General features: G+C 51.2%; 28 protein-coding genes and 7 tRNA genes. 23 read left to right on the forward strand and 12 right to left on the reverse strand.

Annotated features, from left to right (window positions below):
• Positions 1-15: 15 nt before the first annotated feature.
• Positions 16-657: a V-type ATP synthase subunit D gene (locus K9W43_08675; GenBank protein MCF2137299.1), complete on the forward strand. Its 642-nt coding sequence runs from the start codon at positions 16-18 to the stop codon at positions 655-657.
• Between the two features lie 89 nt (positions 658-746).
• On the opposite strand, the gene K9W43_08680 is transcribed toward K9W43_08675, so the two are convergent.
• From K9W43_08680 to K9W43_08690, 3 genes are all read right to left on the reverse strand, one after another.
• Positions 747-1,133, reverse strand: a complete 387-nt coding sequence (locus tag K9W43_08680; protein ID MCF2137300.1) for a nascent polypeptide-associated complex protein — start codon at positions 1,131-1,133, stop codon at positions 747-749.
• Between the two features lie 86 nt (positions 1,134-1,219).
• Positions 1,220-2,047: a class I SAM-dependent methyltransferase family protein gene (locus K9W43_08685; GenBank protein MCF2137301.1), complete on the reverse strand. Its 828-nt coding sequence runs from the start codon at positions 2,045-2,047 to the stop codon at positions 1,220-1,222.
• Between the two features lie 46 nt (positions 2,048-2,093).
• A complete protein-coding gene (locus K9W43_08690) occupies positions 2,094-3,299 on the reverse strand; it encodes a proteasome-activating nucleotidase (GenBank protein MCF2137302.1) in 1,206 nt (401 codons plus the stop codon).
• Between the two features lie 158 nt (positions 3,300-3,457).
• Between K9W43_08690 and K9W43_08695 the strand changes: the two genes are divergently transcribed.
• The 12 genes from K9W43_08695 to K9W43_08750 all read left to right on the forward strand — a co-directional run bounded on the left by K9W43_08695 (position 3,458) and on the right by K9W43_08750 (position 12,250).
• A complete protein-coding gene (locus K9W43_08695; GenBank protein ID MCF2137303.1) occupies positions 3,458-4,033 on the forward strand; it encodes a multiprotein bridging factor aMBF1 in 576 nt (191 codons plus the stop codon).
• 162 nt (positions 4,034-4,195) lie between these two features.
• On the forward strand, positions 4,196-4,723 hold the full coding sequence (locus tag K9W43_08700) for a hypothetical protein (GenBank protein ID MCF2137304.1): 528 nt from the start codon (positions 4,196-4,198) through the stop codon (positions 4,721-4,723).
• Positions 4,724-4,773: 50 nt separating this feature from the next.
• A complete protein-coding gene (locus K9W43_08705; GenBank protein ID MCF2137305.1) occupies positions 4,774-5,556 on the forward strand; it encodes a DUF2110 family protein in 783 nt (260 codons plus the stop codon).
• Positions 5,543-6,217 carry a hypothetical protein gene (locus K9W43_08710; protein MCF2137306.1) on the forward strand — a complete coding sequence of 225 codons (675 nt, stop codon included), beginning with the start codon at positions 5,543-5,545 and terminating at the stop codon, positions 6,215-6,217. The genes K9W43_08705 and K9W43_08710 overlap by 14 nt, the downstream gene beginning before the upstream one ends.
• Before the next feature lie 45 nt (positions 6,218-6,262).
• Positions 6,263-6,341, forward strand: a tRNA-Val gene (locus tag K9W43_08715).
• 89 nt (positions 6,342-6,430) lie between these two features.
• A tRNA-Leu gene (locus tag K9W43_08720) sits at positions 6,431-6,547 on the forward strand.
• Between the two features lie 28 nt (positions 6,548-6,575).
• Entirely contained in the window at positions 6,576-7,895 is a 1,320-nt protein-coding gene (locus K9W43_08725) for a glycoside hydrolase family 1 protein (GenBank protein ID MCF2137307.1), read from the forward strand.
• A 48-nt stretch (positions 7,896-7,943) separates the two neighbouring features.
• Positions 7,944-8,510, forward strand: coding sequence for a TMEM165/GDT1 family protein (locus K9W43_08730; GenBank protein ID MCF2137308.1), 567 nt, complete (start codon positions 7,944-7,946; stop codon positions 8,508-8,510).
• An 83-nt stretch (positions 8,511-8,593) separates the two neighbouring features.
• Positions 8,594-9,940, forward strand: coding sequence for a Glu-tRNA(Gln) amidotransferase subunit GatD (gatD, locus tag K9W43_08735; protein MCF2137309.1), 1,347 nt, complete (start codon positions 8,594-8,596; stop codon positions 9,938-9,940).
• A gap of 2 nt (positions 9,941-9,942) precedes the next feature.
• Positions 9,943-11,859: a Glu-tRNA(Gln) amidotransferase subunit GatE gene (gene gatE / locus K9W43_08740; protein MCF2137310.1), complete on the forward strand. Its 1,917-nt coding sequence runs from the start codon at positions 9,943-9,945 to the stop codon at positions 11,857-11,859.
• 125 nt (positions 11,860-11,984) lie between these two features.
• Positions 11,985-12,126: transfer RNA gene (locus tag K9W43_08745), tRNA-Met, on the forward strand.
• Between the two features lie 47 nt (positions 12,127-12,173).
• Positions 12,174-12,250, forward strand: a tRNA-Thr gene (locus tag K9W43_08750).
• Between the two features lie 134 nt (positions 12,251-12,384).
• Here the strand turns inward: K9W43_08750 and pgk are convergent.
• A complete protein-coding gene (gene pgk / locus K9W43_08755) occupies positions 12,385-13,653 on the reverse strand; it encodes a phosphoglycerate kinase (GenBank protein ID MCF2137311.1) in 1,269 nt (422 codons plus the stop codon).
• Positions 13,654-13,904: 251 nt separating this feature from the next.
• Here pgk and K9W43_08760 point away from each other — a divergent pair, with 251 nt between their 5' ends.
• Together K9W43_08760 and rpiA are read left to right on the forward strand one after the other, a co-directional pair.
• On the forward strand, positions 13,905-14,867 hold the full coding sequence (locus K9W43_08760; protein ID MCF2137312.1) for a hypothetical protein: 963 nt from the start codon (positions 13,905-13,907) through the stop codon (positions 14,865-14,867).
• Between the two features lie 88 nt (positions 14,868-14,955).
• The gene (gene rpiA, locus K9W43_08765; GenBank protein MCF2137313.1) at positions 14,956-15,645 is read left to right on the forward strand and encodes a ribose 5-phosphate isomerase A; all 690 of its coding nucleotides are present in this window, start codon (positions 14,956-14,958) and stop codon (positions 15,643-15,645) included.
• A gap of 8 nt (positions 15,646-15,653) precedes the next feature.
• On the opposite strand, the gene K9W43_08770 is transcribed toward rpiA, so the two are convergent.
• From K9W43_08770 to endA, 3 genes are all read right to left on the reverse strand, one after another.
• Positions 15,654-15,757 (reverse strand) — tRNA-Arg (locus K9W43_08770).
• 121 nt (positions 15,758-15,878) lie between these two features.
• Positions 15,879-17,144, reverse strand: a complete 1,266-nt coding sequence (tadA, locus tag K9W43_08775) for a Flp pilus assembly complex ATPase component TadA (protein MCF2137314.1) — start codon at positions 17,142-17,144, stop codon at positions 15,879-15,881.
• Positions 17,137-17,796 (reverse strand): tRNA-intron lyase, encoded by a 660-nt coding sequence (gene endA / locus K9W43_08780; GenBank protein ID MCF2137315.1) that lies wholly within the window; start codon positions 17,794-17,796, stop codon positions 17,137-17,139. Before endA ends, tadA begins: the two co-directional genes overlap by 8 nt.
• Before the next feature lie 90 nt (positions 17,797-17,886).
• Here endA and hycI point away from each other — a divergent pair, with 90 nt between their 5' ends.
• The 3 genes from hycI (at position 17,887) to K9W43_08795 (ending at position 19,623) form a co-directional block, all read left to right on the forward strand.
• Positions 17,887-18,408, forward strand: a complete 522-nt coding sequence (hycI, locus tag K9W43_08785; GenBank protein ID MCF2137316.1) for a hydrogenase maturation peptidase HycI — start codon at positions 17,887-17,889, stop codon at positions 18,406-18,408.
• Positions 18,392-19,423, forward strand: coding sequence for an S-methyl-5-thioribose-1-phosphate isomerase (gene mtnA / locus K9W43_08790; GenBank protein ID MCF2137317.1), 1,032 nt, complete (start codon positions 18,392-18,394; stop codon positions 19,421-19,423). Before hycI ends, mtnA begins: the two co-directional genes overlap by 17 nt.
• A 92-nt stretch (positions 19,424-19,515) precedes the next feature.
• Positions 19,516-19,623, forward strand: a tRNA-Arg gene (locus tag K9W43_08795).
• A gap of 5 nt (positions 19,624-19,628) precedes the next feature.
• Here K9W43_08795 and K9W43_08800 read toward each other — a convergent pair.
• Positions 19,629-19,847: a DUF6485 family protein gene (locus K9W43_08800; protein ID MCF2137318.1), complete on the reverse strand. Its 219-nt coding sequence runs from the start codon at positions 19,845-19,847 to the stop codon at positions 19,629-19,631.
• Positions 19,848-19,898: 51 nt separating this feature from the next.
• Complete coding sequence (locus K9W43_08805) at positions 19,899-20,624, reverse strand: CPBP family intramembrane metalloprotease (protein ID MCF2137319.1); 726 nt, start codon at positions 20,622-20,624, stop codon at positions 19,899-19,901.
• A gap of 177 nt (positions 20,625-20,801) precedes the next feature.
• On the opposite strand from K9W43_08805, the gene K9W43_08810 reads away from it, so the two are divergent.
• The 3 genes from K9W43_08810 (at position 20,802) to K9W43_08820 (ending at position 22,084) form a co-directional block, all read left to right on the forward strand.
• A tRNA-Tyr gene (locus K9W43_08810) sits at positions 20,802-20,878 on the forward strand.
• An 85-nt stretch (positions 20,879-20,963) separates the two neighbouring features.
• Positions 20,964-21,251, forward strand: coding sequence for a hypothetical protein (locus tag K9W43_08815; protein ID MCF2137320.1), 288 nt, complete (start codon positions 20,964-20,966; stop codon positions 21,249-21,251).
• Positions 21,252-21,328: 77 nt separating this feature from the next.
• On the forward strand, positions 21,329-22,084 hold the full coding sequence (locus tag K9W43_08820; protein ID MCF2137321.1) for an SDR family oxidoreductase: 756 nt from the start codon (positions 21,329-21,331) through the stop codon (positions 22,082-22,084).
• A 95-nt stretch (positions 22,085-22,179) separates the two neighbouring features.
• Here the strand turns inward: K9W43_08820 and K9W43_08825 are convergent, their stop codons facing one another.
• Together K9W43_08825 and K9W43_08830 are read right to left on the reverse strand one after the other, a co-directional pair.
• On the reverse strand, positions 22,180-23,154 hold the full coding sequence (locus tag K9W43_08825) for a HEAT repeat domain-containing protein (GenBank protein ID MCF2137322.1): 975 nt from the start codon (positions 23,152-23,154) through the stop codon (positions 22,180-22,182).
• 42 nt (positions 23,155-23,196) lie between these two features.
• Positions 23,197-24,195: an SIS domain-containing protein gene (locus tag K9W43_08830; GenBank protein MCF2137323.1), complete on the reverse strand. Its 999-nt coding sequence runs from the start codon at positions 24,193-24,195 to the stop codon at positions 23,197-23,199.
• A gap of 428 nt (positions 24,196-24,623) precedes the next feature.
• On the opposite strand from K9W43_08830, the gene K9W43_08835 reads away from it, so the two are divergent.
• The gene (locus K9W43_08835) at positions 24,624-25,340 is read left to right on the forward strand and encodes a hypothetical protein (protein ID MCF2137324.1); all 717 of its coding nucleotides are present in this window, start codon (positions 24,624-24,626) and stop codon (positions 25,338-25,340) included.
• Between the two features lie 23 nt (positions 25,341-25,363).
• Here the strand turns inward: K9W43_08835 and K9W43_08840 are convergent, their stop codons facing one another.
• A complete protein-coding gene (locus K9W43_08840) occupies positions 25,364-26,104 on the reverse strand; it encodes an IS607 family transposase (protein MCF2137325.1) in 741 nt (246 codons plus the stop codon).
• 102 nt (positions 26,105-26,206) lie between these two features.
• Between K9W43_08840 and K9W43_08845 the strand changes: the two genes are divergently transcribed.
• Positions 26,207-26,402 (forward strand): hypothetical protein (locus tag K9W43_08845; GenBank protein ID MCF2137326.1); only part of this gene is annotated, 196 nt, incomplete at its 3' end.

A 26,402-nucleotide genomic window follows, 5' to 3' on the forward strand; every position in this document is an offset into this window, starting at 1 on the left:
CGAGAGGCTTGTCCCATGAGCATGATACTTCCCGGCACTAAAGCAACTCGCATGGAGCTACTTAGATTAAAAGCCCGAAGAAAGTTGGCCGAACGTGGGCATGATCTTCTCAAAGAAAAATCAGACTCGCTTATTATGGAATTCTTCAATGCTATCGCTGAGATCAAGGAGGCCCGTGCTCAAGTTGAGGCTGCCCTTAAAGAGGCCTTTTCATCTCTGACTCAGGCAAAAATGATTATGGGGCCTTCCCGTGTTGTGGAGTTTGCCTATGCCAGTAAGGTTGAAACATGCCTTCAGATGGCAACGCGATCGATGATGGGCGTGAGAATACCCGCGTTATCGATCGAACAACACGTTCCAGATTTTCCATACTCGCTCTCTGATTCAAGTGTGAAACTCGACACAATGAGTTCCAAATTTGTTGAAGCACTTCAGGCCATTGTCCGTCTTGCTGAGGTCGAGTCCACTGTGAATAGACTGGCAATTGAGATTGAACGAACCAAACGACGAGTGTCCGCTCTTGAGACCATTGTAATTCCCCGTCTTGATGCCACGCTGCGTTTTGTTAAACTTGCTCTGGAAGAACGTGAGCGTGAAGACTTTTACCGGATTAAACTTGTCAAAGCGCAAATCAGCAAGCAGACTGGGGACTTGTAATACGAGTATTACATTGTACAGTGCAAGAATATACGCTCGTTGACAATCTATATGATGCTGTGATACGGTGGAACGTAGGCAGTCACGCCTTACCTCTGTTTCAATCGTAAGATCGCTGCTGCCAGGTCTCCGCTGGTTTCCTGTAAGGCTTCAGTTGCCTTCTCAATGCTCACTCCTGCCTGACCCGCAACAAGTGCCGCATCTTCAACAGGGATCTCTATTTTAGAAACAGGCTCAGGCTCGGCTTCTGCAGCTGTGGTTTGTCCGGATAATGCACGTTCACTCCGATTGCCTGTAATTTGAAACGATTCATTTCCCGCTTGTTTAATCATCAAGACCTGTGGGTTTGAGATGACCCATTCTTTATCTGCAAAACGAATGATGACCTCTTTGACATTCGGGACCTCTTTTTGTTCAATACCCATCTTTTTCATCATTCGTGCTAATTGTTTTGGAGAACCTCCTCGGAATCCCATAATAGTCACCTTGAATTATTGAGCAATTTTCTATCTGATGTAGTCGTCAAAAAAGTTGTGTTGAGCCAAAAAGAGAACCGTCCTCATCACGATCTCACATGAATATCTACAACTATGTGATGGACGCCCGGTGCATAGCGTTTTATCTGTCGAGTTGTGCAGTCACACTCAAAATCAAATTCTCTGCAAGCTTCTGTGACTCTCGCAAAAAGATCCTTGATGTCCCGGGAATCTGGCCAACCTTGATGTAGATGAATTATTCCGCCTCTTTGTTTGAGAAACTTGAGTGCAAAGGGAAGGTACTCATCAGTGTGATGCAGATAGCCCATGATTACTCTATCCGCAATATTATTTATTTCAACCAGCTGGCAATCAGCTAGGAGTGGCTTGACTCTGTCAGTCACTTGATTAATTCGTATATTTTCTACAAGATACTTGTGAGCACGTGGATTGATTTCAATGGCAATCACATTGGCTCCTGAACGTTTGGCAACAGGAATCGAAAACTGGCCAACACATGCAAACATATCCACAACGGTTTCGCTCTTGTTGACAAGTCTTGGTAATCTAATTCGTTCTGCTCGGTTCCCCCCAGAAAAAGTGAGGTGCATGGGATCAATGAGGTATCTCACTCCCGCTTCTACATGAATCGTTTCAGTAACGGGGTCTCCAGCAATGTATCGATAATTCGGCTCTCGTTGTTGTCCCTGTGTGGGCCCACTCCTGATGAGTACCGTCCTTGCTCTCTTTTCATATCTTAAGGTGGCCTCAGCAATTTCTTTTGCATATGGTGTCGCCGATGAATCTAGATGTAATAGGATGACATGACCTATGACGTGATATCCGCTTGGTAGATGTATTCTCTCTCGGTCTTCATGTCCTAGTTCTTTTCGAAGATAATCACGATATCTCAAGATATACCACAATCAACTATTGGTTGATACTCTGACAGTATGTGATTTAGCTATAGAGACCTAGAGGGGCACTCTCACCTTTCTGTCGTTCAGTAACTTTACGAATGGCCCTTCGAAAATCATCCTGATTGATTATCTCTCTTCCATCTCGGATTGCGAACATCCCCGCCTCTGTGCAGATCGCCTTGATATCCGCGCCTGTGCGGCCCTTAGTCGCTGTCACAACATCTTCGAGGACAAGATTCTTTTCAACATTCATTCCGCGAAGATGTATCTTGAAGATCTCTTTTCTGCTCTCTTCGTCGGGGAACGGAAATTCGATGATCCTGTCAAACCGTCCCGGCCTCAGGAGTGCGGGGTCAAGAATGTCCGGTCTGTTTGTGGCCCCAAGAACTGCGACTTGGCCACGGCTCTCGAATCCATCGAGCTCGCTCAATAATTGCATTAATGTGCGTTGAACCTCACGGTCTCCTGATGTCGCTATATCTAATCTCTGAGCTCCAACTGCATCTAGTTCATCAATGAATACAATTGCTGGCGCCTTTTCTTTAGCAAGCATGAAGATCTCTCTAACGAGTCTTGCACCTTCCCCTATGAATTTCTGTACAAGCTCGGAACCGATCACCCGAATGAATGTGGCATTGGTCTCATGAGCTACTGCTCTTGCACTAAGGGTCTTCCCGGTTCCCGGTGGTCCCGTCAGTAGAACTCCTCGTGGTGGCTCAATCCCAATAGTTTCGAATACTTCAGGCTTCAGAAGAGGCAGCTCGACTGTCTCACGGATCTCTTGAAGCTGTTCTCTGAGACCTCCAATGTCGGTATAAGTCACATCAGGTGCCTCCTCAATTTCCATGGCTCTGATCATAGGATCTCGCGAGGGAGGCAGCTCTTGTGTCACCGCAAACGATCTTTGATTGAGAGCTACACGCATTCCTGGTTGCAGCCGGTCTCTTGGAATTGATGAGGCAACATGGACGACAAAATTAGGACCCGTTGAGCTCTTCACTATTGCTCTGCCATCTTCTAACATCTCTATGACGGTTGCAGTGATTAATGGGGACTGTCTCAACTTTTCAAGTTCTGTCCGTAGAGTCTGAGTCTCCTTCTCAAGTCTGCTACGTTCGGCTTGAAGTATCTGGCGTTCTGTTTCAAGGGCTCTTAGACGACGTTCAAGATGTCGTGTATAGCTCTGTGTGCTATATGCTGCGTCATCAAGATTACCGCTATCTTTAGCATCGGCAGTCCCAGGCATCCGTCATACCTCATATCCCCTTAGTTTAGTACTGTTTTAAGGATATCTTTGTTGGTGCGAACAGATCATAGCAGCCGTTTCATGAATGTCTCCTCCTACAAACACCAACTTTTATGAGTCATCAAGACATTGACAATGCGATACTGAGGGAAATCTCTATGCCTACCTGCGAGCTATGTGGACGACCTATGAAAGGGCGTGGCCGGACCATGGTCATTGAAGGTGCCACCCTGCAAGTCTGTTCGACCTGTGCTGCACGTCTAGGTGCTGATGTTTCTACGCATACAAAATCTTCGAGACCTAAGGCGCCACGAACCTCATGGACTAGACCCGTTTCTACTCCAAGTCCCCCTCCTCGAAAGCCCCTCGCGCGTCCGATCTCCTCTCGATCACGTCCCCGTTCCTCGCCACGGAGATCCGGTCCTGCTACACTAGACGAACTTATTCTCATCGAAGACTATGCGGTAGTCATTCGACGAGCCCGTCAAAAAGCGGGGCTGACTCAAGAACAGCTCGCTCAACGGATTGGTGAGAAATTCTCGACTCTGCAGGGGATAGAGACTGGTCGCTTAAAACCGACCAAAAAGACCATACGAGGTCTCGAACGCGAGCTCAAGATCTCATTGCTTGAGCCAGTGGGTCCTGTCCCAATTAAGACCTCTGCTGACATTGGAGCACATGGGCCAACTCTTGGGGATGTTGTCAAGGTCAAGCGCAAAAAACACAAGTCTTGAAGACTATTTGCGTATTGTGCAACACGAACCGAGAACAGCTCTTATATAGTATCTATACCCATATAATATAGTGTGGATTTGGATACTTCCCCGACATTGCATTTCTGGGAGACACGTTATCCAGCGACCAGCCAGCATTCCATCTTTCGGGTGATACCATAAATGGCACATTCTAGCTTCAATACAGACCTGTTCCGCCTCGTGGTTGAAGAGATCGCAGGTAAAGAAGGAGTTGACGTGGCTACAGTTCTCGTCAATGTTGAAGAGACCACAGATGAGGAGATTGCCACCAAGACCGATCTCAAACTCAATATAGTCAGACGCATCCTTTACAAATTGCATGATAATCATCTTGCCTCTTATCGACGGATTCGCGATACTGACACCGGCTGGTTTCTCTACTATTGGAAGATCGATCCGCGTAAGGCGCAAGCCCTCGTGAACCGAAAGAAACGAATGGTTCTCAGTCTTCTCGAACAGCGATTGGAACACGAGGCTAATAATGAGCTCTATGCGTGTGTGAATCGCGACTCTCCCCCTGTCCCCTTCGAGGAGGCCATGAATCTGTCTTTCCGTTGCCCCGTGTGTAACGGGTTACTTCAGTATGTGGATAATGAACGCACGATCTCTTTTCTGAGAAAGCAAGTTGAAGAGCTTCGTGCGGATCTAGAAGCCACATCCTCCATGTGAGCCTTTATCATGTTCACTCTAGACGAACTCTTCACTTTTGAGGAATCTCTATGCAGAAGATTATTTTGAAGGTTAGAGCGTACGGCCCGTATACAAATCGCCTTCTGCGGGGTATTGAACAGTCGATACAGAACAAGTTTACAGAACTTGATGTCTCATTATCGAAGATTCGAACAAATAAACGCGGATACATCATGATCTCTCTCACTGGTGATGATGAAGTCTTTGCCGCCAATCTTCTTCGCAAGGAGTATGGTACACCTCTCTCCCTTGATGATGTGACTTCTTCACTCGTCACAACTGGTTGGCTCGTTGATGTCGGCACAGTCGGGTACGGCCTCTACGTCGATATCGGTATTACAGGTAATACTGATCATGCTGTTGTTGATGTACTTGTCCCCCTTCATCGATTACGGGAACAACTAGACATGCCACGAAAGTCCCTCAGACTTATTGCAAAGACATTTGCACTTGTAGATAATCTCCCAGTCGAGATTGCAATTTCCAATGTGGATCGATATAACTCGACTGTTGAAGGATCACTGTCTGAAACTTTTCTAGACCGGCTTACGTTCTGGATAAATGACGAACATGAGCGTCTTTTTGTATTTGGCGCCAATTATTCAATGATCGAATCCACATTGAGGAAGACTCATCATCTAGAAGATATCTACGAAGTCGAGTCATTGGGGCTTCATGAGCACATTCTCGTCTGTAAGCGCAGCACACGTGCCTCTGGAATTATCGCTGCGATCGGGCCGAGACTTCGTGGAGTTCCAATGCATCTCTTCATTCCGCGTGAGATTAAGGCGATGCGAGATGCCTCGACTTGACCGTTGGCTGGTCGATCATGGATACTTCCCCTCACGACAGTCTGCTAAGCGCGCCATAGATTCGGGGAATGTATTGCTCAATGGTATGATCCCCAAGCCTGCGACAAAGGTTCGATCCGGTGATGAGGTCCACGTATCAGAACACTATCTTACACGGCCATTTGGATACTACAAGCTGAGGGATATTGACTCTCGTGTCGCATACGACCTTATTCCACGAGGTTCACATGTTCTCGACATCGGTAGCTCGGCTGGCGGTTTTCTGTGGTATGCTCATGATCAAGGTGCGACTGTCATAGGTATAGAGATCTCGTTTGAGTTTGTGGAAAAACTGCGGTTTCTTGTCAGAACTTTGCCAAACGCATCTATTATCATGGCAAATGCTTTTACAATAGATCCAACAAGTCTTGCAAAACTTGGGACTCTTGACACTCTCCTCATTGATGTTTTGACTGATTGGACCGGCTCACTTCATCTATTGCAACGGTTTTTCCCTCTTCTCAGACTTGGTGGTCGGTTCGTCCTTGCGATTAAGATTCGCCCCAACGATCCTGTAGTACCTATGATTGTTCAAGAGGTCAGGTCTCTTGCTCCTTCGGCAAGGCTAATTGTGTTGTCATCAGAACGTCAAGAAGTTCATATTGTTGGAACATCATCTTGAGACCACTGAGCAATTCTTTTATTGGTCACATCATTCCCTATCTTAGGGGCGGTAGTCTAGCCCGGCCTATGACGACTCGCTTACACCGAGTAGATCACGAGTTCAAATCTCGTCCGCCCCACCAGATCCGTCCTCCCCATTACCTACTAAAAAGCGGAGAGCTCTACGGGAAAAACCTAGGGGTCACAATGGCCTGTCTTGCACAACAACTCTGCGGGAGTTGCCGAGCCAGGTCAAAGGCGGCAGACTTAAGATCTGCTCCCGTAGGGGTTCGCGGGTTCAAGACGCCTCTCGGATTTAGAGGGCGTGGAATTCCCGCCTCCCGCACCATCTTACTCATATCGTGAGAGTGATCACAATGGCATTTCCGAATCTACCTTTTCCTCCTGGTTTCCTGTGGGGCAGTGCAGCGTCCGCGCATCAGACCGAGGGAGGTAATCATAACGACTGGTCCGAATGGGAGCGTATCCCTGGAAAGATCAAAGATGGAACTACTTCCTCTATTGCCTGTGATCACTACAACCGCTATGAAGAGGACTTTGACCTTGCTCAATCCCTTGGTCATCAGGTTCACAGGTTCTCCGTGGAATGGAGTCGTATTGAACCAGCTAGAGGGCACTGGGAAGACCATCAACTTGACCACTATAGAAAAGTCGTAGAGGCGCTTATTGCGCGTGGTATTCAGCCAATGGTCACGCTCCATCATTTCACCAATCCTCTCTGGTTTCGAGACCTCGATGCATGGCTCAATCCGGAGAGCCCAGAACTCTTCGCCCCCTATTGCCGGAAGGTCGCCGAGGCTCTCTGTGATTATGACATCATCTGGAACACTATCAATGAGCCGATGGTCGTGTCCGTTGTTGGATATCTCTTTGGGGAATTTCCCCCCGGCCTCCAAGATTATGGTAAGACTCTCACCGTTGCAAAACACCTGCTTATGGCCCATGGGCAGGCTGCCACTCAGATCCGTGAGGTGTATGAGGAGCGAGGGCTTGAACAGCCTCAGATTGCCCCTGTGATCAGTGCCTCTTATTTCATGCCAGCTGATTCCTCTAATGAGGAGGATGTTGAACTTGCCCAGTATTACAATGAACTGTATAATCATGTGTGGATCAATGGTGCAGTGAGGGGCGTCTTGCCTGAGCCATTAGGTGACGGTTCACGATACGCACCACTTGAACGATCAACAGACTTTATCGGTCTCAACTATTACAGTAGAGTTCTCGTGTCTTCCAAGATCGATTTTCTGGCTGGTGAAGAACCCCCCAAAGATCCTCATCTAGAACGGTGTGAGGGTCTCGATTGGGAGGTCTATCCGGAGGGATATTATCATGTGATGAAAGACATGTGGACTCGATACAAGACTCCTATCTTTCTCACAGAGAACGGGATTGGCACCTCCGATGACTCGTTACGATGCCGATATATTCTACGACACTTGCAGCAAGTGCATCGTGCGATCAATGAAGGAATAGATGTGCGTGGCTATCTGGTGTGGTCGCTCACTGACAACTTTGAATGGGCTCACGGATATAGTAGTCATTTTGGTCTTGTCGAAGTTGATTACAAGACTCTTGAGCGCCGACCACGAGAGAGTGCATATATGTTCCAAAAAATCATCCAAGATAACGGTGTGTCCTCTGAACTTCAGATGCAATATCTGGCTCCTGACCAGTAGCGATATCACCGTATCGCAAGCCTGATAATGAGGGCACATTGCGTGTGCATGATGCCAATTCATACATTCCTCTCTGCAATGGGTCTTATCCTTCTCTCAGAGCTCGGTGACAAGACCATGTTCACAACATTGTGCCTTAGTGCGCAGCAGCGCCGCCCCATGACTGTTCTCTTGGCATCGATGTTGGCATTGACCGTGGCCACGGTCCTTGCTGTAATTGTGGGCGTACTCCTTGCAGCCTCCCTCCCCCTCTCAATTATCATCCCTCTCTCGGCCTCATTATTTATCATCATGGGCATCATCACTCTTCGCGCTGACGAGTCCAGTCTGGTCTGTGAGAACAATTCACCAAGTCGTTTTGTCAATATGTTCTCTCTTGTTCTCTTTTCAGAGCTTGGAGATAAGAGTCAGATTGTCATTTTTGCTCTCTCATCAACTACCATGTTCCCCCTGCTAGTAGTGCTTGGTGCACTTGTCGGATTTCTGATAGTCAATACAATTGGGGCCATCATTGGGCTTCAGCTTGCAGAACGGCTTCCCGTGCGTCGTGTGCAAATTGTGACAGGTCTTGTCTTCATCTTCTTTGGTATTGTCACACTGCTTGGAGTCATATGAATTCCCCTGACACAACATGAACAATTACTAGCGAAAGTTTATGACTGCGACAAAGATGTGACTCATACCGCGAGGTGTGACCGGTGGTCTATGAAGAGTCCGGCTATAGTGGTATTGTATTGGATGCACTTACCAAGATTGGAGCTCAGATTGGTGATCGTATATTGATTACTAATCAAGATAGTGAGTACCAAGGTACTCTCATGCCTCGGGCCCAGATTGGGACTGACCCGGGTCATCTTGTGATTAAGATGGACAATGGTTACAACGTGGGAGTCCGTGTCAGTGATGCGACTACAATCTCGCTCGTATCCAAGGCACGAAGGCGTCGTATCTCACGAAGTAGTGACGAATTTACTCCATCTGATGATCTGCCTACTGTTGCTGTTCTCAGCACTGGAGGGACTATCGCTAGCAAGGTTGACTATCGTACTGGTGCTGTCAATCCGGCATTGACCGCTAAAGATCTCTATGATGCAGTTCCGGAACTGAGAGATTTTGCAAATATTCAGGCCAGTGTGATCATGAGCAAATTCTCAGAGGATGTCACTCCCTCTGATTGGGTTCTTATCGCTAAGAAAGCGGCCTCTGTGATCCGACGGGGTGTTGACGGGGTCGTCATTGCTCATGGAACCGATACTCTTGGCTTCACTTCGGCTGCTCTGTCTTTTGCGCTCCAAGATCTTCCCATCCCCGTGGTCATGGTCGGGTCTCAACGATCATCAGACCGACCATCTTCTGATGCGGCGCTCAATCTGATTGCAGCTACACGAATTGCATCAGCCGCTGATGCTGCTGAAGTATTGCTTGCCATGCATGGCACCCCCGACGACACGGTTGTTCTTGCACATAGAGGAACCCGCGTACGAAAATGCCATACAAGCAGACGCGATGCCTTTCAGTCCATTGATGCTTCACCTATCTTCTCAGTTGAGGGGGATAGCATCAAAGAGCTCTCCCCTCCGCTTCAACGACGGGACCCCGGCCGGCGCCTCAAAGTCCGGGCCCGGTTCGAAGAGAAGGTTGCCCTCATCAGAGTCCATCCGGGTATTTCCTCTCGTCTAATAGACCATCTTGTCTCAGATGGGTATCGCGGGATCGTCCTTGAGGGAACTGGTCTTGGTCATGCGCCTGAGACCCTCCTCTCTTCACTCAAAGGTGCAATTGATGAGGGTGTAGTAGTTGCTATGACCTCTCAGTGTATCTGGGGCCGTATTGACATGAATGTCTATCGTACTGGTGTTGAGCTCCTAGATATTGGTGTGATTCCGTGTGGTAATATGCTTCCTGAGACCGCCCTTGTCAAATTGATGTGGGTCCTTGCAAACGTCAAAGCATCTGATCGTATCCGAACGGAACTACTGCATCCCCTCTCTGGAGAGATCACGTCGCGCACAGAGCTCTCTCTACAGTCTATCCGGAGGCTTTGAACATGACTGATACAACTCATTATCATGATATTGGTCTGATGGTCGGTCTAGAGCTCCATCAACAGTTAGATACCCCTCGCAAGCTCTTTTGTCATTGCCCCCCTCTGATCAGAGACGATGATCCAGATGGTGGGTTCATCCGCAGGCTTCGCCCTACTCAGAGCGAGATGGGCGAGATAGATCCGGCCGCCCTCTTTGAGTTCAAGAAGCAAAAACGATTCTATTACGAGTACTATACAGATACCACCTGTCTTGTCGAAGCGGATGAAGAGCCGCCCCATGAGATTGATCCAAGCTCCATAGATATCTGTCTCATAATGGCCAGGTTCCTTAATGCTACACCCGTTGATGAGATTCATCCCATGCGTAAGATCGTCATTGATGGAAGTAACACTACTGGATTTCAACGTACTGCAATCATTGCACTGGGTGGCGCAATCGAGATAGATGGTGAGACGATTCATATTCAGACAATCTGCTTGGAAGAGGATGCAGCACGTAAGATTCGTGATGATGAGAAGAATAATGTGCGTGTCTATCGTCTTGACCGCTTGGGAATCCCTCTCATCGAGATTGCCACTGCTCCTGACATCCGAACCCCTCAACAGGCCCAAGAGGTCGCTCTCAGTCTGGGGCTTCTGCTCCGCTCAACGGGTCGTGTGCGACGTGGACTGGGCACTATCCGGCAAGATGTCAATGTCTCAATTCGAGGTGGCGGTATCATTGAGATCAAGGGCCTTCAACAACTCGATATGCTGGCGCGTGTGGTAGAACTTGAAGCTTTGAGACAGGAACGTCTTCTTGAGATTCGTGACGTTCTGGTGTCTCGAGGTGTCACTAAAGATTTCCTCCAACCTGATATTGTTGATGTGACCGAGGTGTTCCGAACAACCTCATCGAAGGTCATTCAAAAAGCGCTAAAGTCTGGTGGTTCAGTTCTTGCGATTCGGCTCATCGGTTTTCACGGTCTAGTTGGGCGCGAACTACAACCTGAGAGGCGGTTCGGTACAGAACTCTCGGACCACGCAAAGTTCTGGGGCGGTGTGGGTGGCATTTTCCATTCGGATGAGCTGCCAAAGTATGGCATTACCGCTGATGATGTCCAACAGGTTCGCCAGGTCACTGGCGCTGAAGATCTCGATGCAGTGGTACTTGTGGCTGCACCTATTACGAAGGGACGAAATGCCTTGAACGCCGTGATCCGCCGTGCGCAGGAGGCTCTTGATGGTGTTCCTTCAGAAACACGAATACCTCTTCCAACTGGTGCGTCAAAATATGCTCGCCCTCGTCCCGGAGCAGAACGAATGTATCCTGAGACCGATGTTCGCCCAGTTAAAATAACTCCAGCTCATCTGGCACGAATTGCACGAAATATGCCTGAAACCCTTGAGGAGAAAGAGGCTCGCTTTGTCCGCGAATTGGGTCTGAGCCAAGATCTGTCCGTTCAGATTGTCCGGTCATTGCATCTTGACCTCTTCGAGACCATTGTTCGCCAGATTGATGTGTCCCCTACTCTTGTAGCTGTCACCCTTGCGAACACGATCACCAGCCTTCATCGTGATGGAGTCCCTGTCGAGAATATTACTGAAGATCATTTACTCTCTCTCTTTCAGAGCATTGCTGAGGGAGTTGCTACCGCTCAGGCCATTCCTGATGTCCTATCCTATCTTGCTCAGCATCCCGATGTGTCTGTAGAGTCCGCCCTTGGCTCTCTTGGCCTTGGTGTTCTTGACTCTGACACCGTCAGAGATCTTATTCGCAAGATCGTTGAGGCACGTGCTGATTTCATTCGCCAGCAGGGGGAACGCGCTGTCGGAGGCATTATGGGTATTGCCATGAAAGATCTCCGTGGTAAGGCAGATGGCCAACTCGTCAAGCAGATTGTTACTGAAGAGGTACAACGAATACTCGAGTCCTAATAATCTCCCCTGTGTAAGTAGGTCTCTTGTAGTGCCCCTTGCTTGCCTCTAACTGCATGTGACAGTAAGCTTAATAGGCATACTCGTGACTCGCGTTTCAGCCGCGTACTACGTGGCCCCTCGCAGCCGCAGTGGCCTAGCCTGGTTAGGGCGCGAGACTCATAATCGTACCGAGAATCACTCGGTGGAACTATGGGGTCAATATAGTCTCAAGGCCCGAGATGAGATATCTCGAAGTCGAGGGCTCGAATCCCTCCTGCGGCACCATCTCTCTCAATCTGAGAAGCCTCGTGGCTTGTGCCACTGGCAATAATGCCCCAGTAGCAAAGCGGTCTACTGCGCCTGACTTGTAATCAGGAGATCGCGAGTTCAAATCTCGCCTGGGGCTCCATCTTTCTATTTTGGCGCTATTCGCATTCCGTTATTTATTTGGAACACGTGTTCTAAAGATTCCCGCTGCATCCGGTCCGTCCCGGGCGTTGGTCAGTCGTGTTATTACATGTAATACATGAGCGGACCGATGATTCAGGCGGTCTGATCCATTCTCCGGGCCGCATTCTCCAATGCCTCAATCAATGGCAGTTTCTTGCCTGTGAGGAAGGACATCGTTGCCCCGCCACCAGTACTGATATGCGTGATTCTATCGACGAGATCCATCCGTTCAGCCATTGCACTGACATGCCCCCCACCGACAACAGTGATACAGTCACACTCGGCGATGGCCTCCAGCACCTTGATAGTCCCAAACTTGAACTGATCCTTCTCAAAGAATCCCATTGGACCATTGGCAAAGGCAACTTTCGCCCCTCTGATGGCCGACCCAAAAATCTCCGCGGTGCGCGAGCCTATGTCGTAAAATGGATCCCCGTTCATCTCTTCGAATGAACACTCGACTCGGGCGCCATCACGCTCGACAGCGGCATCAGTTGGAAGTATAATGACATCAGGGTATTTGTCTACGAGCTCTTTTGCAACAGGCAGGATCTCCTCGAATCCCTTGATTGCAGATCCGTATTTTTCTGAGATCTTCTCACTTGCAATCAAAAACAGTGTACCAATCAGCCCTCCCAGAAGCACATTGTCGGCTCGGCCAATCTCAAGTAGCTTCTTGATCATCATGACCTTATCCGGTACCTTACTGCCTCCCAAGACAAGAATCCATGGGTGTTTGTCTGTTGAGAGTATCTCGGTCAGGGTGCGCACTTCCTTCTCCATGACTCGCCCGGCCACGGATGGAAGAACTGTGGTGAATCCCACAATTGATGGTTGAGACCGATGGGCGGCACCAAATGCGTCATTGACGAACAGATCAAAGAAGGGATAAAGCTCTTGGACAATTGGCTCCCTTGCTACTTCTTCGATCGGCCCTTTTCTCATCTCGCCATCGAACATTCTCACATTTTGAAGAACAAGTATCTCTCCAACCTTGACTGTTTCAATGGCCTTTTTGGCCTTCTCTCCAAAGATGTCATCGACGAAATGAGCATTAAATCCCAGTTGACGTAGGATCTCAGTGTGTTGTTCCAATGAGATAAAATCATCACTCCCCGGCCTCCCCTGATGTGCCATCAGGACCACTCTGGATCGCTCCAGCTCGTGGAGTGTAGGAGTCATGGCTCGTATACGTGAGTCGTTAATTATTTTCTTGGTCTCTGGGTCAAGGGAACAGTTCATGTCAACACGAATGAGAATCCTCTTTCCCTCAAGCTCAACGTCGTCTAATGTCTTGAACGGCAGGTTCATCGCTCTTTCACCATCGGTCTGTTCAAAGGCAATACTGTGATGTTCTTTCAAGGTAGTACTCTGGGCATGTCCCTAGGTACTGACGAGGCGTTCAAGTAGAGCTATAAAAAGCCTGCCTGCAAGACCACAGCTGAATCTTGACCTCATCATGCAATTCTTTATGTGGTATTTGTGCACCGTATTCTTAGTCGACTCGTACGAGTAATGTGGCAGTATTACAAAGTAACAAGACTCACAAGAAAGCTAAAATACTGCACATGGTACTCAAAAATGTAAGTCGTACCAGTAGTAGGTGATATCATTTGCAGCTAGATACGTATTTCCAATACGTGTACGGATTCTTTAATGCCCTCTCTGATGCCCTTCAACCATTAGGTATTCCCTTTGGACCTGGCGATTGGTTCTTTCTTATCTATACCGCCGTATTCATAGTGATTATAGTTGCACTGGTGCGACGAAGCTCTAGTGGTAGTGTGATCCCCCGTGGGGTCAGACAGATCATCGCCTCAACTGGCGATGTATCAGCCGGGATCTCTGGTGCGAAAAAAATCACTTTTGTACACACCCCAGGTGATGCTCTGGTCTTCTTAAAAGTCGAAGAAAATGCTATACAGCAGGCTCTCTCTGCTATAGACTTCTATGCATCCAAGGGCGAAATCGATGAATCGATGCATGACAAACTTGCCGCTACATACAAATCGCGTCTTGAAGCAGTACGCTCTGCTATTGCTAAGAATGAGGAATTGAAAGAGATTCTTGACACATCGACCGCTGTTGATCGGGCTCGTTCTGATTATCTGCGAAAACTCGCAGCAATGTCGGGCACGGCTGTCGAAACCGAGGGAGAATCAGCTGGACCCCCAAGCGTTGGGCCCCCTGGCTCTGTTGCTACGGCCTCCTCTGGACCTGCTTCTTCTAGTAGTGGTGCTCCCAGTGGTGGACCTCCAGGTGGTGGGCCTCCGGGCGGTGGACCTCCAGGTGGTGGGCCTCCGGGCGGTGGACCCCCAAGTGGTGGACCTCCAGGTGGTGGGCCTCCAGGTGGTGGACCTCCGGGTGGTGGTGTTCCCAGTGGTGGGCCTCCAGGTGGTGGACCTCCGGGTGGCGGTGCCCCGAGTAGCGGATTACCAGGGGCTAAAACACCGGGTGGTGGGTCTCCAGGCGGTGGTGCTCCTGCGCGATCATCTGGCGGTGGGCCAAAGAGTTCCTTGCAGTCTGAGATGCTTGCAGAGATGGAACGTCTCAAGGCCTTAATGAGTGGCGAATGATTGTCGCCAGTTTACAGTAAATTATGGAACGGTACGGATTTGTGAATTCGTGCCGAATCTCTTACTAATGATTCAGGAGTTTCAATACGTGTCTCATGCAAAGAAACATGCTGCCGAGAGCGCCCTCAAATTAGTGCCTTCTGAGGGGGTCATCGGACTGGGTAGTGGTTCAACGGTTGCAGTATTTGCAGAACTTTTGGGGCAACATATCTCTGAAGGTCGCTCCCATGTTGCTGTTGTGCCCAGTTCATTTCAGGCGTATCAGTTAGCGATAACCCATAATATTCCCTTGACCAACCTTGATCTCTCTCCAGAACTTGACCTGACCGTAGACGGTGCGGATGAGGTGGATCGGGATCTCAATCTCACAAAGGGTGGTGGCGGTGCGCTATTTCAAGAGAAGATAGTGGCCTCTGCTTCTAAGCAGCTCGTAATAATCATTGATGAGTCCAAGCTTGTAGACCGTCTGGCATCACGTTTTTTGATACCTGTCGAAGTGCTTCCGTTCTCTCTTGGAGTCGTTATGCGTAAGATTCGTGACATGGGCATCTCTCCAATACTTCGAGAGGCACAACGAAAAATGGGCCCTGTTGTGACCGACAATGGAAACTTCATACTTGACCTCAAGTTTCCCTCTCCGATTGAGGACCCTCTCAAGATTGCAATTGACCTGAAAATGATCCCTGGTGTCGTTGAGACCGGAATCTTTCCACACATGGCACATGAGGTACATGTCGGTACTGATGATGATGTATACGTGCTCACACGTCAGTCATGAACAAGATATGGCGGGCCCGGCCGGATTCGAACCGGCGATTACCAACTATCACCTGACTGCACTCAGCAGTCAATAGGAGGCTGGTGCCCTATCCATGCTAGGCCACGGGCCCTCAAGCAATCTTCCCATTGAGTGGATTGTTAAAGTTTTTGACACATGGGCGGATTGATTGATTGATTGATTGATTGATCGTTGGATGGATAGTCTCAAGACCGTCCGGCCCCAGAAGGTATTCACGCAACCTTTGCCGTGATCACCGCATCCGCCTCAACCGCATCAATCAATGCCTTTCCCTGTTTGGTGCGGATTCTTATGGAACTCTCACCATTTCGCCCTATCACTGTAGTAAAGAGGTACTCGTTGTCTGCATAGACCTCCACACGTTGCTTGGCATATTTTTTGCCTGCACTGAGCGTGATCTTCTTCTTTGTATAACTCACCGAAACCGGGACGGTCTCTCCTGTCTGTCCTCTTCTATATTCTCGCTGTGCGGCTGGTCTTCTGACTCCTCTCTCCCCTCTGACAGGAGTCACCACTCTCTCTCCACCAAAGGTGAACATCTCGTATTCGAGAACTCCCTCTTCAAAGTCACGGACCTCTACAACTGGTCTTGCAAGGTCTCGTTGGGAACTGCTCATTCCTGTGGGGAGCTTGACCTTGAGCGATAAGGATGAGACCTTGGCGACACGCCCCGCCTCGATGTGAATGACCGTGTCTACCGTGCTTGGGACCTGTCCCAGTTCGACCCGCCCCCCATGTGTCAATCTCTGGATCGCATCGATTGCGGATCCTGCATGAACAACTCCGACCATGCCCACTCCTGCCGAACGAAGGTCCGAATACGCTTGAAAGTCGGAGTTCTTGCGTAGTTCGTCGTAGACTACATAGTCTGGTCTGACAAGAAGCAAGATATCTGCGGCCTTCTCCATACTACCATCCAGTGGTGAATATTGCACAATCGCCTCACTGACCTGAAGGTCACGCGGTTGCTCCAGTGTCTTGACCACATTCCCCTGTGAACTGTAAAACTCCGCCAGTGCGGCAGCAAATGTGCTCTTTCCGGAGCCCGGCGACCCTGAAACGAGAATCCCCTCGGCTCGGGTCTCAAGCCGTTTCATCAACTTGGGACTCAAATGATAGTCTTCGATCGAGAGCTTGATGATCGGCCGGATCGCAGATATCTCATATTTGTCTGCAAACGGCGGCATGGCTATGGCAATTCGCAGGTTGCGCAGTTGGACGACCGCTGCGCCCTCCTCCTCGATCTCAATAAACGAGTTTCTGTCATTTCTGGCGCTCTCCATGATCGCATTTGCAAGGAGGTCTAGTTCCTCATGTGTCAATATCTCATCTGACAGGTCAACGAGTGACCAGTCTCCGGGAGCACCTCGCTTAGCCCGTGGAGGATTGTTCTCAATAAGATGAACGCTCATTGTATGTTGGTCGAAGTAGGACTCTAAGACAGAGATGTCCCCCTCATCATCGTACCAGTCACTCATTCTCATTCGTACTCCTATTATCCAAAATGACTTGAGCCACCCGGTAAAAGTTCACCTCTCCATTCTGGTCAACTAGTGCGAAGGCCAGTTTTTTTCGGGCTGACGCAGCCGTCTGTGTGACCATGTCGAGGTCATGGAGTGATATCGGTTCCCCGTCCTTCAGCATGTAGATCAATTGATTTGCCGAGGCAGTTCCCGGTCTGTCGCCTCGCGCATATACTCGATAGCCAATTCCACCCCCAAAACCTTGACGCACAGCATATCCTCTACTTCTAAGGTCTCGAAAGACAAGATATTGCGTCCAGAGGTCTGGGTTTGTTGGGAACAGACTGTTGACAATCTCGCGAGCGCTCAGCTTCACTCCATCCGGGGTTCTGACCACGATTCGCTTTCTCTCTAAGAGATGCAGAATCTCAACAGGAAGGAGCTCAAGTTCGCCTTCCTTGAGGCGCGTGCCATATATGCCCTGCTGTGATATTCTATCCGCATCCGGACCGGATATGTATGCCTTGCCATCACGAAACATGGCCTCTGCGGGTTCCTCTTCGACCTCCTCCTCTGGTATGGGCTTCTCAGAGTCCACTGGGGTCTCGGGTTCCTTGACGTGATCGGGGTCCGCTGGCGGTTCGTTATCCGGTTCCAACTGAATCACTCGCCTCGGTGATTTCGTCAATCATGGAGTTAATAACTCTTCGAAGGTGGCTCGAAAAGACCTAAAACCTAGTCCTGCTCCTCAGAAGGTGTGAACGACACCGATTCCCTTGCAGCAGCCCTCCTTGACTTTCTCTCAGGCGGCCGTCGAATTGCAATATTGGGTATTGGGAATGACCTCCGTCATGATGATGGGCTTGGACCCTTTGTTGTCACCTCTCTCCATCTCTCCCATCCCTCACTTATGATCGAGAATGTTGGTTCGGTGCCCGAGGCCTTTGCCCGCCCAATTGCAGAATTTGGTGCTGACCGTGTCATCTTAGTTGATGCGGCCGATATGCGAAAGCCCGTTGGTCATACTGAGTTGATCACGAAAGATCGGATTGGTGGAATTGCAATCAGCACGCATCACATGCCTCTCTCCTTCTTGATGCTGTACCTCGAGCAAGAGACCGGCGCAAAGACTGTGCTGCTGGGCGTCCAGCCTCAGAACATTGACTTTGGTGAGGGCCTTACCCCCGAAGTGGATCGGGTTGCTCGTAACATTATTAGTCTTCTTGACCGTGTACTGGCAGAGTATATTCGAGGAATTGACAATGTTTCGGACAATTGAATGGCTCGACTCTAATACGGTTCGGCTGGTCGATCAGACAAAGCTACCACTCAAGGTCGAGTTTATCGAGACCTCAAGTCATGAGCGGATCGCTCAGGCAATCAAGATCATGGAGATACGTGGGGCTCCGGCAATTGGAGCAGCAGCAGGAATGGGCATGGCGCTTGCAGCTCTTGAGAGCGACGCCACCTCCAAAGATGCACTTCTTGCCGCTCTCGAGACCGCTGCCCAGACCCTGAATACACGGCCCACTGCTGTCAACCTCACATGGGCAACTTCTAGGATGCTTCAGGTCGCGAGGGCTACTGATGGTGATGTGGCGACCATCACCCAGAGGCTCATTGAGGAGGCAAAGGAGATTGCCGAGGAAGACATCAGGATGTGCCGTCAGATCGGTGAGAACGCGCTCTCGTTGATCAAATCGGGCTCCACTATTCAGACCATCTGTAATGCCGGTTCTCTCGCCACTGTTCATCTTGGTACTGTTGGTGCAGTGATCCGTGTCGCCCATGAGAAGTATGGGAACATTCGAGTGTATGCAGCGGAGACCCGCCCGCGACAACAGGGCGCTCGACTAACGGTGTTCGAGATGATGGAGGACAATATCGATACCACCCTCATTACAGATGGGATGATCGGTACTGTCTTTCGAGAGGGGCGTGTTGACTGTTGCGTGGTGGGTGCTGACCGTATTCTTCGGACAGGGCACGTCACCAACAAGATCGGTACCTACACAATGGCGATCACCGCAAAATATCACGGGATCCCCTTCTATGTTGCGGCACCCACTTCTACAGTGGATATGGAGACCGATGTCGAGAGTGTTGTCATTGAAGAGCGGTCCGCCGATGAGATCCGAGTCATCAATGGCGAATATATCACAGTCCCAACGGCCAAGGTCTATAACCCCGCCTTCGACATCACCCCTCCTGAACTGATCACCGCGATCATCACGGACCGTGGCGTTGTGATGCACCCGACCGAGGAAAAGATGCGTGAGTTGTTCGGCCAGTGAATTTTGCAGCCAACAATGTCTCAGGCATCTTGATCTGGTCGTCTTCCCAATAGAAGACCTTAAAGGGAATTCGCCCTCCATCCTCACTGCAAGGGCGCGTAGTCTAGTCTGGATAGGGCGCCAGCCTTCGAAGTTGGATGTCCCAGGTTCGAATCTCCACCCATCTTCTGGGTCGTGCGAGAGTCCTGGCGCGCCCGCCATCCTCTCATTTCTTGCCGAGTTTCTTGCTCCAGACCTCTATAAAGTACTCACGCGACCTGTCGTAGGTCCTCTCTGCATCTTCAGGGAATAGGCATCCCGGAAGTTCATTATGTCGCCTATGATATGCTATGCAGTCGCAGCAGTAGCCTTTTCGCGAGCATCCCGGGTATGTACACGTGCAGCGGCTCAAATTTCTCTCAACGTTGCATACTCGACTGGTCATGATCATCACCTCATCCCATACCTCGGCACATAAAGCCTGATTGGTCACACCTCATTGCACCTGTCCCTTGTATGCGGTTCTCTTCATTGCCACCTGTTCCATCCCCCATCCCACAAGATTGAATGTCATATGGATCACTATCGGAATCACAATACTTGCGGTCATCACGAACATGATTCCCGCAATGGCCCCCAGGACTCCGGCGCCTCCTGCCATCAAGCTTGCCGACTCGCCCATCTGTCTGGCTGGCGTTATGTGCACCAGTCCAAAGACAATTGCCGCCACAATGCAGCCAATCGATACTGGAACTGTCCCCAACCACATCACGTATGGAGCAAAATGATCAATATACTGTTGGAGGGCTCCTCTAAAGACAAACTCCTCTGCGATACTGGCAATAACGACTATGAGAATGATAAAGGTCCTGAGGTCCGGACGAGGCCTGTCTTCAGGCGCTACCTTGCTCAGCCTCGTCTGTATTCCTGTGACGATGCTCCCTGCTATCACACCTACGATCAGAGATGTGATGATGTGTTCCCAGCTCGGAAAACGGCAGCCCCACTCCGCAAGATCACCACCACTGCTGATCACAATCACTACGATTGCGGCCAGCAGTACAACCGGTCCAATTATGATATTTGAGCGCCAAGGTCGAGTCTCCATCTCTTGCAAATATCTGATTCGGTTGGTCAGCTTCATCAAGAGCATGAATGCAGTAGAATAGATTGCAAAAACAAGAATGACTCCAATGACTATCGCAAGTACTATCTCATACAATCACTATCTCCTCCGTTCTTGCGTCGTCGATGTTCTTCCTACTGAAGATCTTCGGGTTCTTCTGTTTTCGCCAACTGAGTAAACCTTTTATGACTAGGTAATTCAGCACCTCTCGCAATATCATACCATCTCTCTCGATAACGATGGGTATTGCATTATACATTCGTCACCAATGAGCGGGACGTAGCTCAACCTGGCAGAGCAACGGACTGTAGATCCGTCGGTTGGGAGTTCAAGTCTCCCCGTCCCGACCATCTCATTTTTGGTCGTTCTATCAGTAATACGCTGTAATTACAACGTGTTTTGTAGGCTTGTTCGAACCTCTTACTGATGATGAAGATGAGACCGTTAGAGACCAAGATCAAAGCGGGACTCAAGGAACAGGGCATCAATTGCCACACTGTGTTTCAGATGCCCGATCTTGATGAACCACGAGTCGTCATTGCCTTCAGTTCCAAGGAGAATCAGCGACTGACGCCCTCACGTGTGGAGCGTGCGCTCAACTCTCTTGGCGTTGGTGAGTTCAAGGCACAAGACAAGTTTCAGAGGCTCAGTGCAGCCTTTCTCCATCTTGAAGTACGGTTTGGGGCTCGGACTGAACGTACCATTCGGACCAGTGCTGAATGACTCGAGTGCATACATTCCCACGTATCACTTTCGTAGGAGTGATATACTCCTGTTCCGACACATACTCGGTGAATAGAGTGGATCTGCACTTGGATGGTCGATACTTTCTTGTCACTGCGGCGTCTCGAGGTCTCGGGTTTGGTGTTGCCCAAGCGCTCGTTGCTGAAGGCGCCTCCGTGACCATCTGTAGCCGGAATGAGAAGTCGCTCCAGACTGCTGTTGCCTCACTTGGCGATCGGGCAAGCTATGTGGTCGCCGACCTGACCCGCCCTGATGATATAGTCTCGTTGATCGCAAATGTGCGCGAGACCGCCGGACGGCTTGATGGCCTCTTTGTCAATGCTGGTGGTCCTCCCCCGGGCCCCTTTGAGTCCCTCTCGGATCACGATTGGCAGTCGGCCTTTGACCTCAATCTCATGAGTGCCGTGCGGCTCACACGAGAATCGCTTCCCCTGCTTCGGGACTCGGATGCACCATCCATTCTGTACAGTACCTCGATCTCAGTAAAGGAACCGATCGATAACCTGTTGTTGTCCAATGCCGTCCGTCCAGCCGTCATCGGAATGATGCGTACGCTTGCACGGGAGCTTGCCCCCGATCCGATCCGGGTCAATGCCGTCTGTCCGGGATATGTCCGTACGGACCGTGTGAAGGAACTCCTGTCCAAGAGTCCCTCGCGCGAGGCTGAGATCGTCCGCGATATCCCCCTTGGCCGAATGGGTACTCCCGAGGAGTTTGGCGCGTTTTGTGCGTTCCTCCTCAGTCCGGCAGCTAGCTATGTGCATGGGGCGGTCCTCCTCATCGATGGCGGGCTCTATCACGGTATGATGTGATCTCATCATTCCCTCTCTCATCGCGAGAAACTACTCAGAGCGCACGGTAGTTAGTGATTACGTCTTAGACCGTTGGCCAAAAGGCGTGATTGGAATCATTCCTCATCATGCCCGAGATTCCACAGGTCCCTCTGGGCGATACGCTCTAGCGCTCTCTGAGCGTATGTGCGTATCTGTACATCCTCATCCTCTATCAGGCGCTCCAGATTTGCCGCAGCTGGCGGATACGGTGTCACACCAAGCGCCCAGACCGCCTCACGCCTGACATCAATATTTGGTGACTCAAGGGCCTCCGTTATTGCCCGGAGTATGATCTCTGACCGTTTCTCCGCGACCAGCCTGATGAGTCGCACCTGTTCCTCTGGTTCGAAGGTCCTGATCGCATTCGCCAGGCCCTGGAGTGCCCGTGTGTCATCCATGTCCCTGAGTCCTCTGATCGCCCAGTCACGGACTTGACTTGCCCTGTCCTCTAAGGCTGCAAGAAGGCAGCAGGTGGCCTCTGGTATTGAGATCTTTGCCAAGGACCATGCAGCAGCCTGCCGCACCTCTTCATCAGGGTCTCCCAGTACTGCACACAGGGTTCCAATACTCTCGTCATCGGCCACGTTCGTGAGTGCAAAGATTGCCTCCCGCCGAAGACCGACCTCCTCCTCTCTGTCACGGACGATCCTTCGAATCCGTTGCCCATGTCCCTGTGGGTCCGTACTGGCCAAGATGTGGAGAACCCACTTTTTGCTCTCAAACTCTGCATCTTGCAGATCCAGAATCTCTGCGACCTCCGCATTGAGAATGTCGAGCCTGCTTCTGTAGAGTGCCTGTAACCCCTTTAGGTGCAATCGTGGGTTGCGGTCTCTGATCGCCAACCGAATGATCTCGATGGCAGCTCTATCAGGGAGGTGATCCACTATGTCTAGAATAAACTGTTTGGTCTTGGTGTACGTATCGCCAGCCCCAAACAGGCGGCCAAGTTCCTCTACGAACTGTGCCTCATGTTCACTGATATACTCAGCTGCACCAGCATGATCGCCACGTTCTATAGCATCAACAAGGCTCTCTATCAACTCGGTCACACATACGTCTTCACATCTGACGGTTTAGCCTTTCCTATCTGCCTAGTAAATCTTGAACGCCCTCGCATGAGGTAGACGGAACCACTCCTTCTCGGGAGCATATCTTCTGAGCGCATGATAGACTGCAAACTGAAGCGTGATAGTGTTCACGAGCGCCTGCGCAAGAGGGGTCTCTATTGTTGGTGTACTGGGCGCGTGGAGGTGATACGACCTGAGTCCCAGTCTCTCCCACAGGACTCGCACAAAGGCAATGTCCCTCTCAGTGGTCGGCGTGTCGGCTATCAGGACTGCCAGATCCCCCTCCTGTGTCGGAAGGCTCCCATAATGCTGAAACTCCTCTCTCTGGACTGCGATCCCCTGTGTGAGGGAGGTCTCGTTCATCTTCATCATTCCCAGCTGCGCAGCCACAAAGTTCGGCCCCTCAGAGATGAAATATGCCTTCTGCTCCGTACTGATCAGTTCGGAGATCACTCGCCCCTCCCCCTCTGCGGCATGAAAGATGACTCCCATTTCTCTCTTCACACTCTGCAAGTCTCTCTCATACCGTTCGCTCTTGAGCTGTCCCGCAACTCCTAGAAGGAATGCCATCGCGGCGGTGGTCGGTGCAGTCGGGATGATGTCGTAGGTCTCCACGCCTGTCTCTGTCAGCCAGCGGTCCTCTACAACGTTGTTGATCTCTCCTTGCCCGTTGTCCGTGAGTGCCAGTATGTGTGCCCCCTGGTGCGCTGCAACCTTTACTGCATCAATTGTCGCAAGGCTCCTCCCGGATGCTGTGATCCCGATCACCAGGCACCGCTCATCAAGATGAATGCGCCGTACATCCGGTGCCGGCATTGCCAGCGCATTGAATCCCTCCTGTAGCAGGGCCCACGCTCCATACTCCGCGACTGCATACGAGTCACCACAACCTGTCAAAACGATCAATCTTTTGTCTTGAATGATGTCCGTCTCAGTCTCGCTCCCACCTGCTAAGGCCTTGGGGATTGTCCTCTCCTGCAGGTGCAACGCTCGTCCACACTGCTCGACAAAATTACTCACCATCTCTGTGACCTCTCGACTGTACCGTTACTATTGTTACTGGGCTCGTATTCTACTCTAGTCGCTCCTTTTTAGCATGACGACTGAACGCGGACTATGGCGTGTACCGGTTCTATCGTACCGCGGCGCTGCGTGAGTTCCTCCGGTACCCCGTGGAGACCGGTGAGGCGCTCCTCGTGACGGACAGCGAGCACCACCCGCAGCGGCGACAGCGGGTGAGTTGGCGTCCGGACAAGGACATCCGGTATGGTGTCGTCACGACAGCCATAGGTGATCTCGACCTGTCGCTCGTGGAGCCGTGGGTGCTCTCGCATCGGGAGCCCTTTGATCCCCCGCTCGGGCTGCCGGCCAACGTGGACACCCTGCTGGCGTCGATGACCGGCCTCACGCTGACGCTGCGGTGCAGCCCCCTAGAGCCAAGTGACGGCCGCGTGCCCTGGTCTTGGCGGGTGCACGTCGCGCCTCCGGAACGAATGGACATGGGCGGCCTGCGTGAACTCTCCACTGCGCCCCTGAGCCTCCGGCAGGTGGTGTTCCTCGCTCAGAGTGGGGGGGTCTATGACACCGTGCGCGGGCGGTCGTACGCTGTCCGGGTAGTGATCGAGGGGCTTGATGGCGGCACCCGTCTTCCCGCGTGGGTGTGGGAGTATCGCGCCTTTGCCGAGGCCCTCGAAGAGGCGGGGTATCATGGTGTGTACGATGATCCCGGGGACGGCGTGGCCGGAGGTCCAGACTATGACTGGGTGCCAGATGAGGCCGGAGGTCCAGACTATGACTGGGTGCCAGATGAGGAACTGATGGCTGCGGAAGCGTCAGCAGCAGCAGAAGAGGAGGAGGGGGAGAAGGAGTCACGACCAAGCGAGCAGCTCGACAGGACACGCTATGAGGTCATCGAATGGGTGCGAAGGCCTGACGGGCCGGTCCTACGGTTATGGGACACGTCCGAGGGCCACGCCCGTGAGGTCCAGCTGCATCTCTCACTGAGCGACCTGCACCGTAGCGGCATCCATCTAGAGTCTCTTGACGAGCTCCTGTCCATGCTCCTGCACATGCAGGGAATCGAGCTGGATGATGAGTTATACGACACAGTGAGGACTTCCTTTGAGGTGTTTCTCAGAGCGCAAGGGGTCCGCATATTCAGTGACTGAGCTCCTACTCACACCTACCATACCTAGGAAGATGAGGCGGAAGAGGGGGCTGAGTGGGCAAGGTCTCGTCTGAGAGAGGCTGCACGAAGGCCATAGACGCGGCCGGAGAAGGAGGCCAGCAGGGCCATGAGGTCCGCTACGAGTTCCTCCTGTGGTGACCGCGCCTGTGCCTCATAGAGCACTACCAGCTGCACACCGTAGTCAGAGAGGAGCCGTTCGAGGAGCGAGACTGCAAAGCGTGCAAGTCGGTCCCGATGAGTGATAAGGACTGTATGAATGCGCCCGTCACGAGCAGCACGGAGGAGCCGCAGAAGGCCTCGCCGCCGACGCATATTCAGTCCTGACCCCACATCTGTGACGACAAGGGGCGTTCCCCGGTAACGGTCACGAGCAGTCTGGAGGAGCAGGGCCTGCTGGCGGGCAAGATCCCCGTCGCGGGCCTGTCTATGGGAAGAGACCCGCGCATAGACCGCCACAGTGGGAGGCTGACGCGCAGGAGCTGCTACTGCTGCTGATGCAGATGATGATGATGCTGCGGATGCTGCTGCTGCTGACGGAATAGGCGCACATGCCCCACTGCGTGCAGAGAGGCGTTCCAGTTCGGAGAGCGGAATACGGCGATGGCCTCCAGGAGTGCGATAGCAGAGGAGAGCCCCAGTAGCGTGCCAGCGTCGGATGGTCTTGGGACAGACGCCAAGACGCCGTGCGGCCTGTGAGACGGAGAACATGAGCGAATGATCAGGAGCTCTGAGTGAAAAGTCCACAGGTATGGACAAGACAGGGCAGGGCCGGCAGACAGACAGGAGAGGCGACTGCTGTGCGTGGATCGATAAGGAGGAAGAGGCGAACGGAGCTCATGCAAGTCTATGTCAAGATGTGTGACACAGGTCCATGATCAGACTAGTAGACCGTACAAAGGGGGTTCTGTCCATGAATGTCCAAGTTTTATGAAGCTGTCCGCGACCCTTGTCTTTGAGCCTCTGAGTACTGGTCTTGATTATGTCTCTGGGTCATGGCAGGTGCGAATATCATCTCGCGCGGGCGTCGGCGTCGGTGTAGGCA

The sequence above is a fragment of the Candidatus Thorarchaeota archaeon genome (assembly GCA_021498125.1).
GTDB lineage: Archaea > Asgardarchaeota > Thorarchaeia > Thorarchaeales > Thorarchaeaceae > B65-G9.

Coding starts and splice junctions, on each gene's coding strand:
- K9W43_08675 (MCF2137299.1), top strand. CDS start 16: ATGAGCATGATACTTCCCGGCACTAAAGCAACTCGCATGGAGCTACTT.
- K9W43_08680 (MCF2137300.1), bottom strand. CDS start 1,133: ATGGGATTCCGAGGAGGTTCTCCAAAACAATTAGCACGAATGATGAAA.
- K9W43_08690 (MCF2137302.1), bottom strand. CDS start 3,299: ATGCCTGGGACTGCCGATGCTAAAGATAGCGGTAATCTTGATGACGCA.
- K9W43_08695 (MCF2137303.1), top strand. CDS start 3,458: ATGCCTACCTGCGAGCTATGTGGACGACCTATGAAAGGGCGTGGCCGG.
- K9W43_08700 (MCF2137304.1), top strand. CDS start 4,196: ATGGCACATTCTAGCTTCAATACAGACCTGTTCCGCCTCGTGGTTGAA.
- K9W43_08705 (MCF2137305.1), top strand. CDS start 4,774: ATGCAGAAGATTATTTTGAAGGTTAGAGCGTACGGCCCGTATACAAAT.
- K9W43_08710 (MCF2137306.1), top strand. CDS start 5,543: ATGCCTCGACTTGACCGTTGGCTGGTCGATCATGGATACTTCCCCTCA.
- K9W43_08725 (MCF2137307.1), top strand. CDS start 6,576: ATGGCATTTCCGAATCTACCTTTTCCTCCTGGTTTCCTGTGGGGCAGT.
- K9W43_08730 (MCF2137308.1), top strand. CDS start 7,944: ATGATGCCAATTCATACATTCCTCTCTGCAATGGGTCTTATCCTTCTC.
- gatE (MCF2137310.1), top strand. CDS start 9,943: ATGACTGATACAACTCATTATCATGATATTGGTCTGATGGTCGGTCTA.
- tadA (MCF2137314.1), bottom strand. CDS start 17,144: ATGAGTGACTGGTACGATGATGAGGGGGACATCTCTGTCTTAGAGTCC.
- mtnA (MCF2137317.1), top strand. CDS start 18,392: ATGTTTCGGACAATTGAATGGCTCGACTCTAATACGGTTCGGCTGGTC.
- K9W43_08800 (MCF2137318.1), bottom strand. CDS start 19,847: ATGACCAGTCGAGTATGCAACGTTGAGAGAAATTTGAGCCGCTGCACG.
- K9W43_08815 (MCF2137320.1), top strand. CDS start 20,964: ATGAGACCGTTAGAGACCAAGATCAAAGCGGGACTCAAGGAACAGGGC.
- K9W43_08830 (MCF2137323.1), bottom strand. CDS start 24,195: ATGGTGAGTAATTTTGTCGAGCAGTGTGGACGAGCGTTGCACCTGCAG.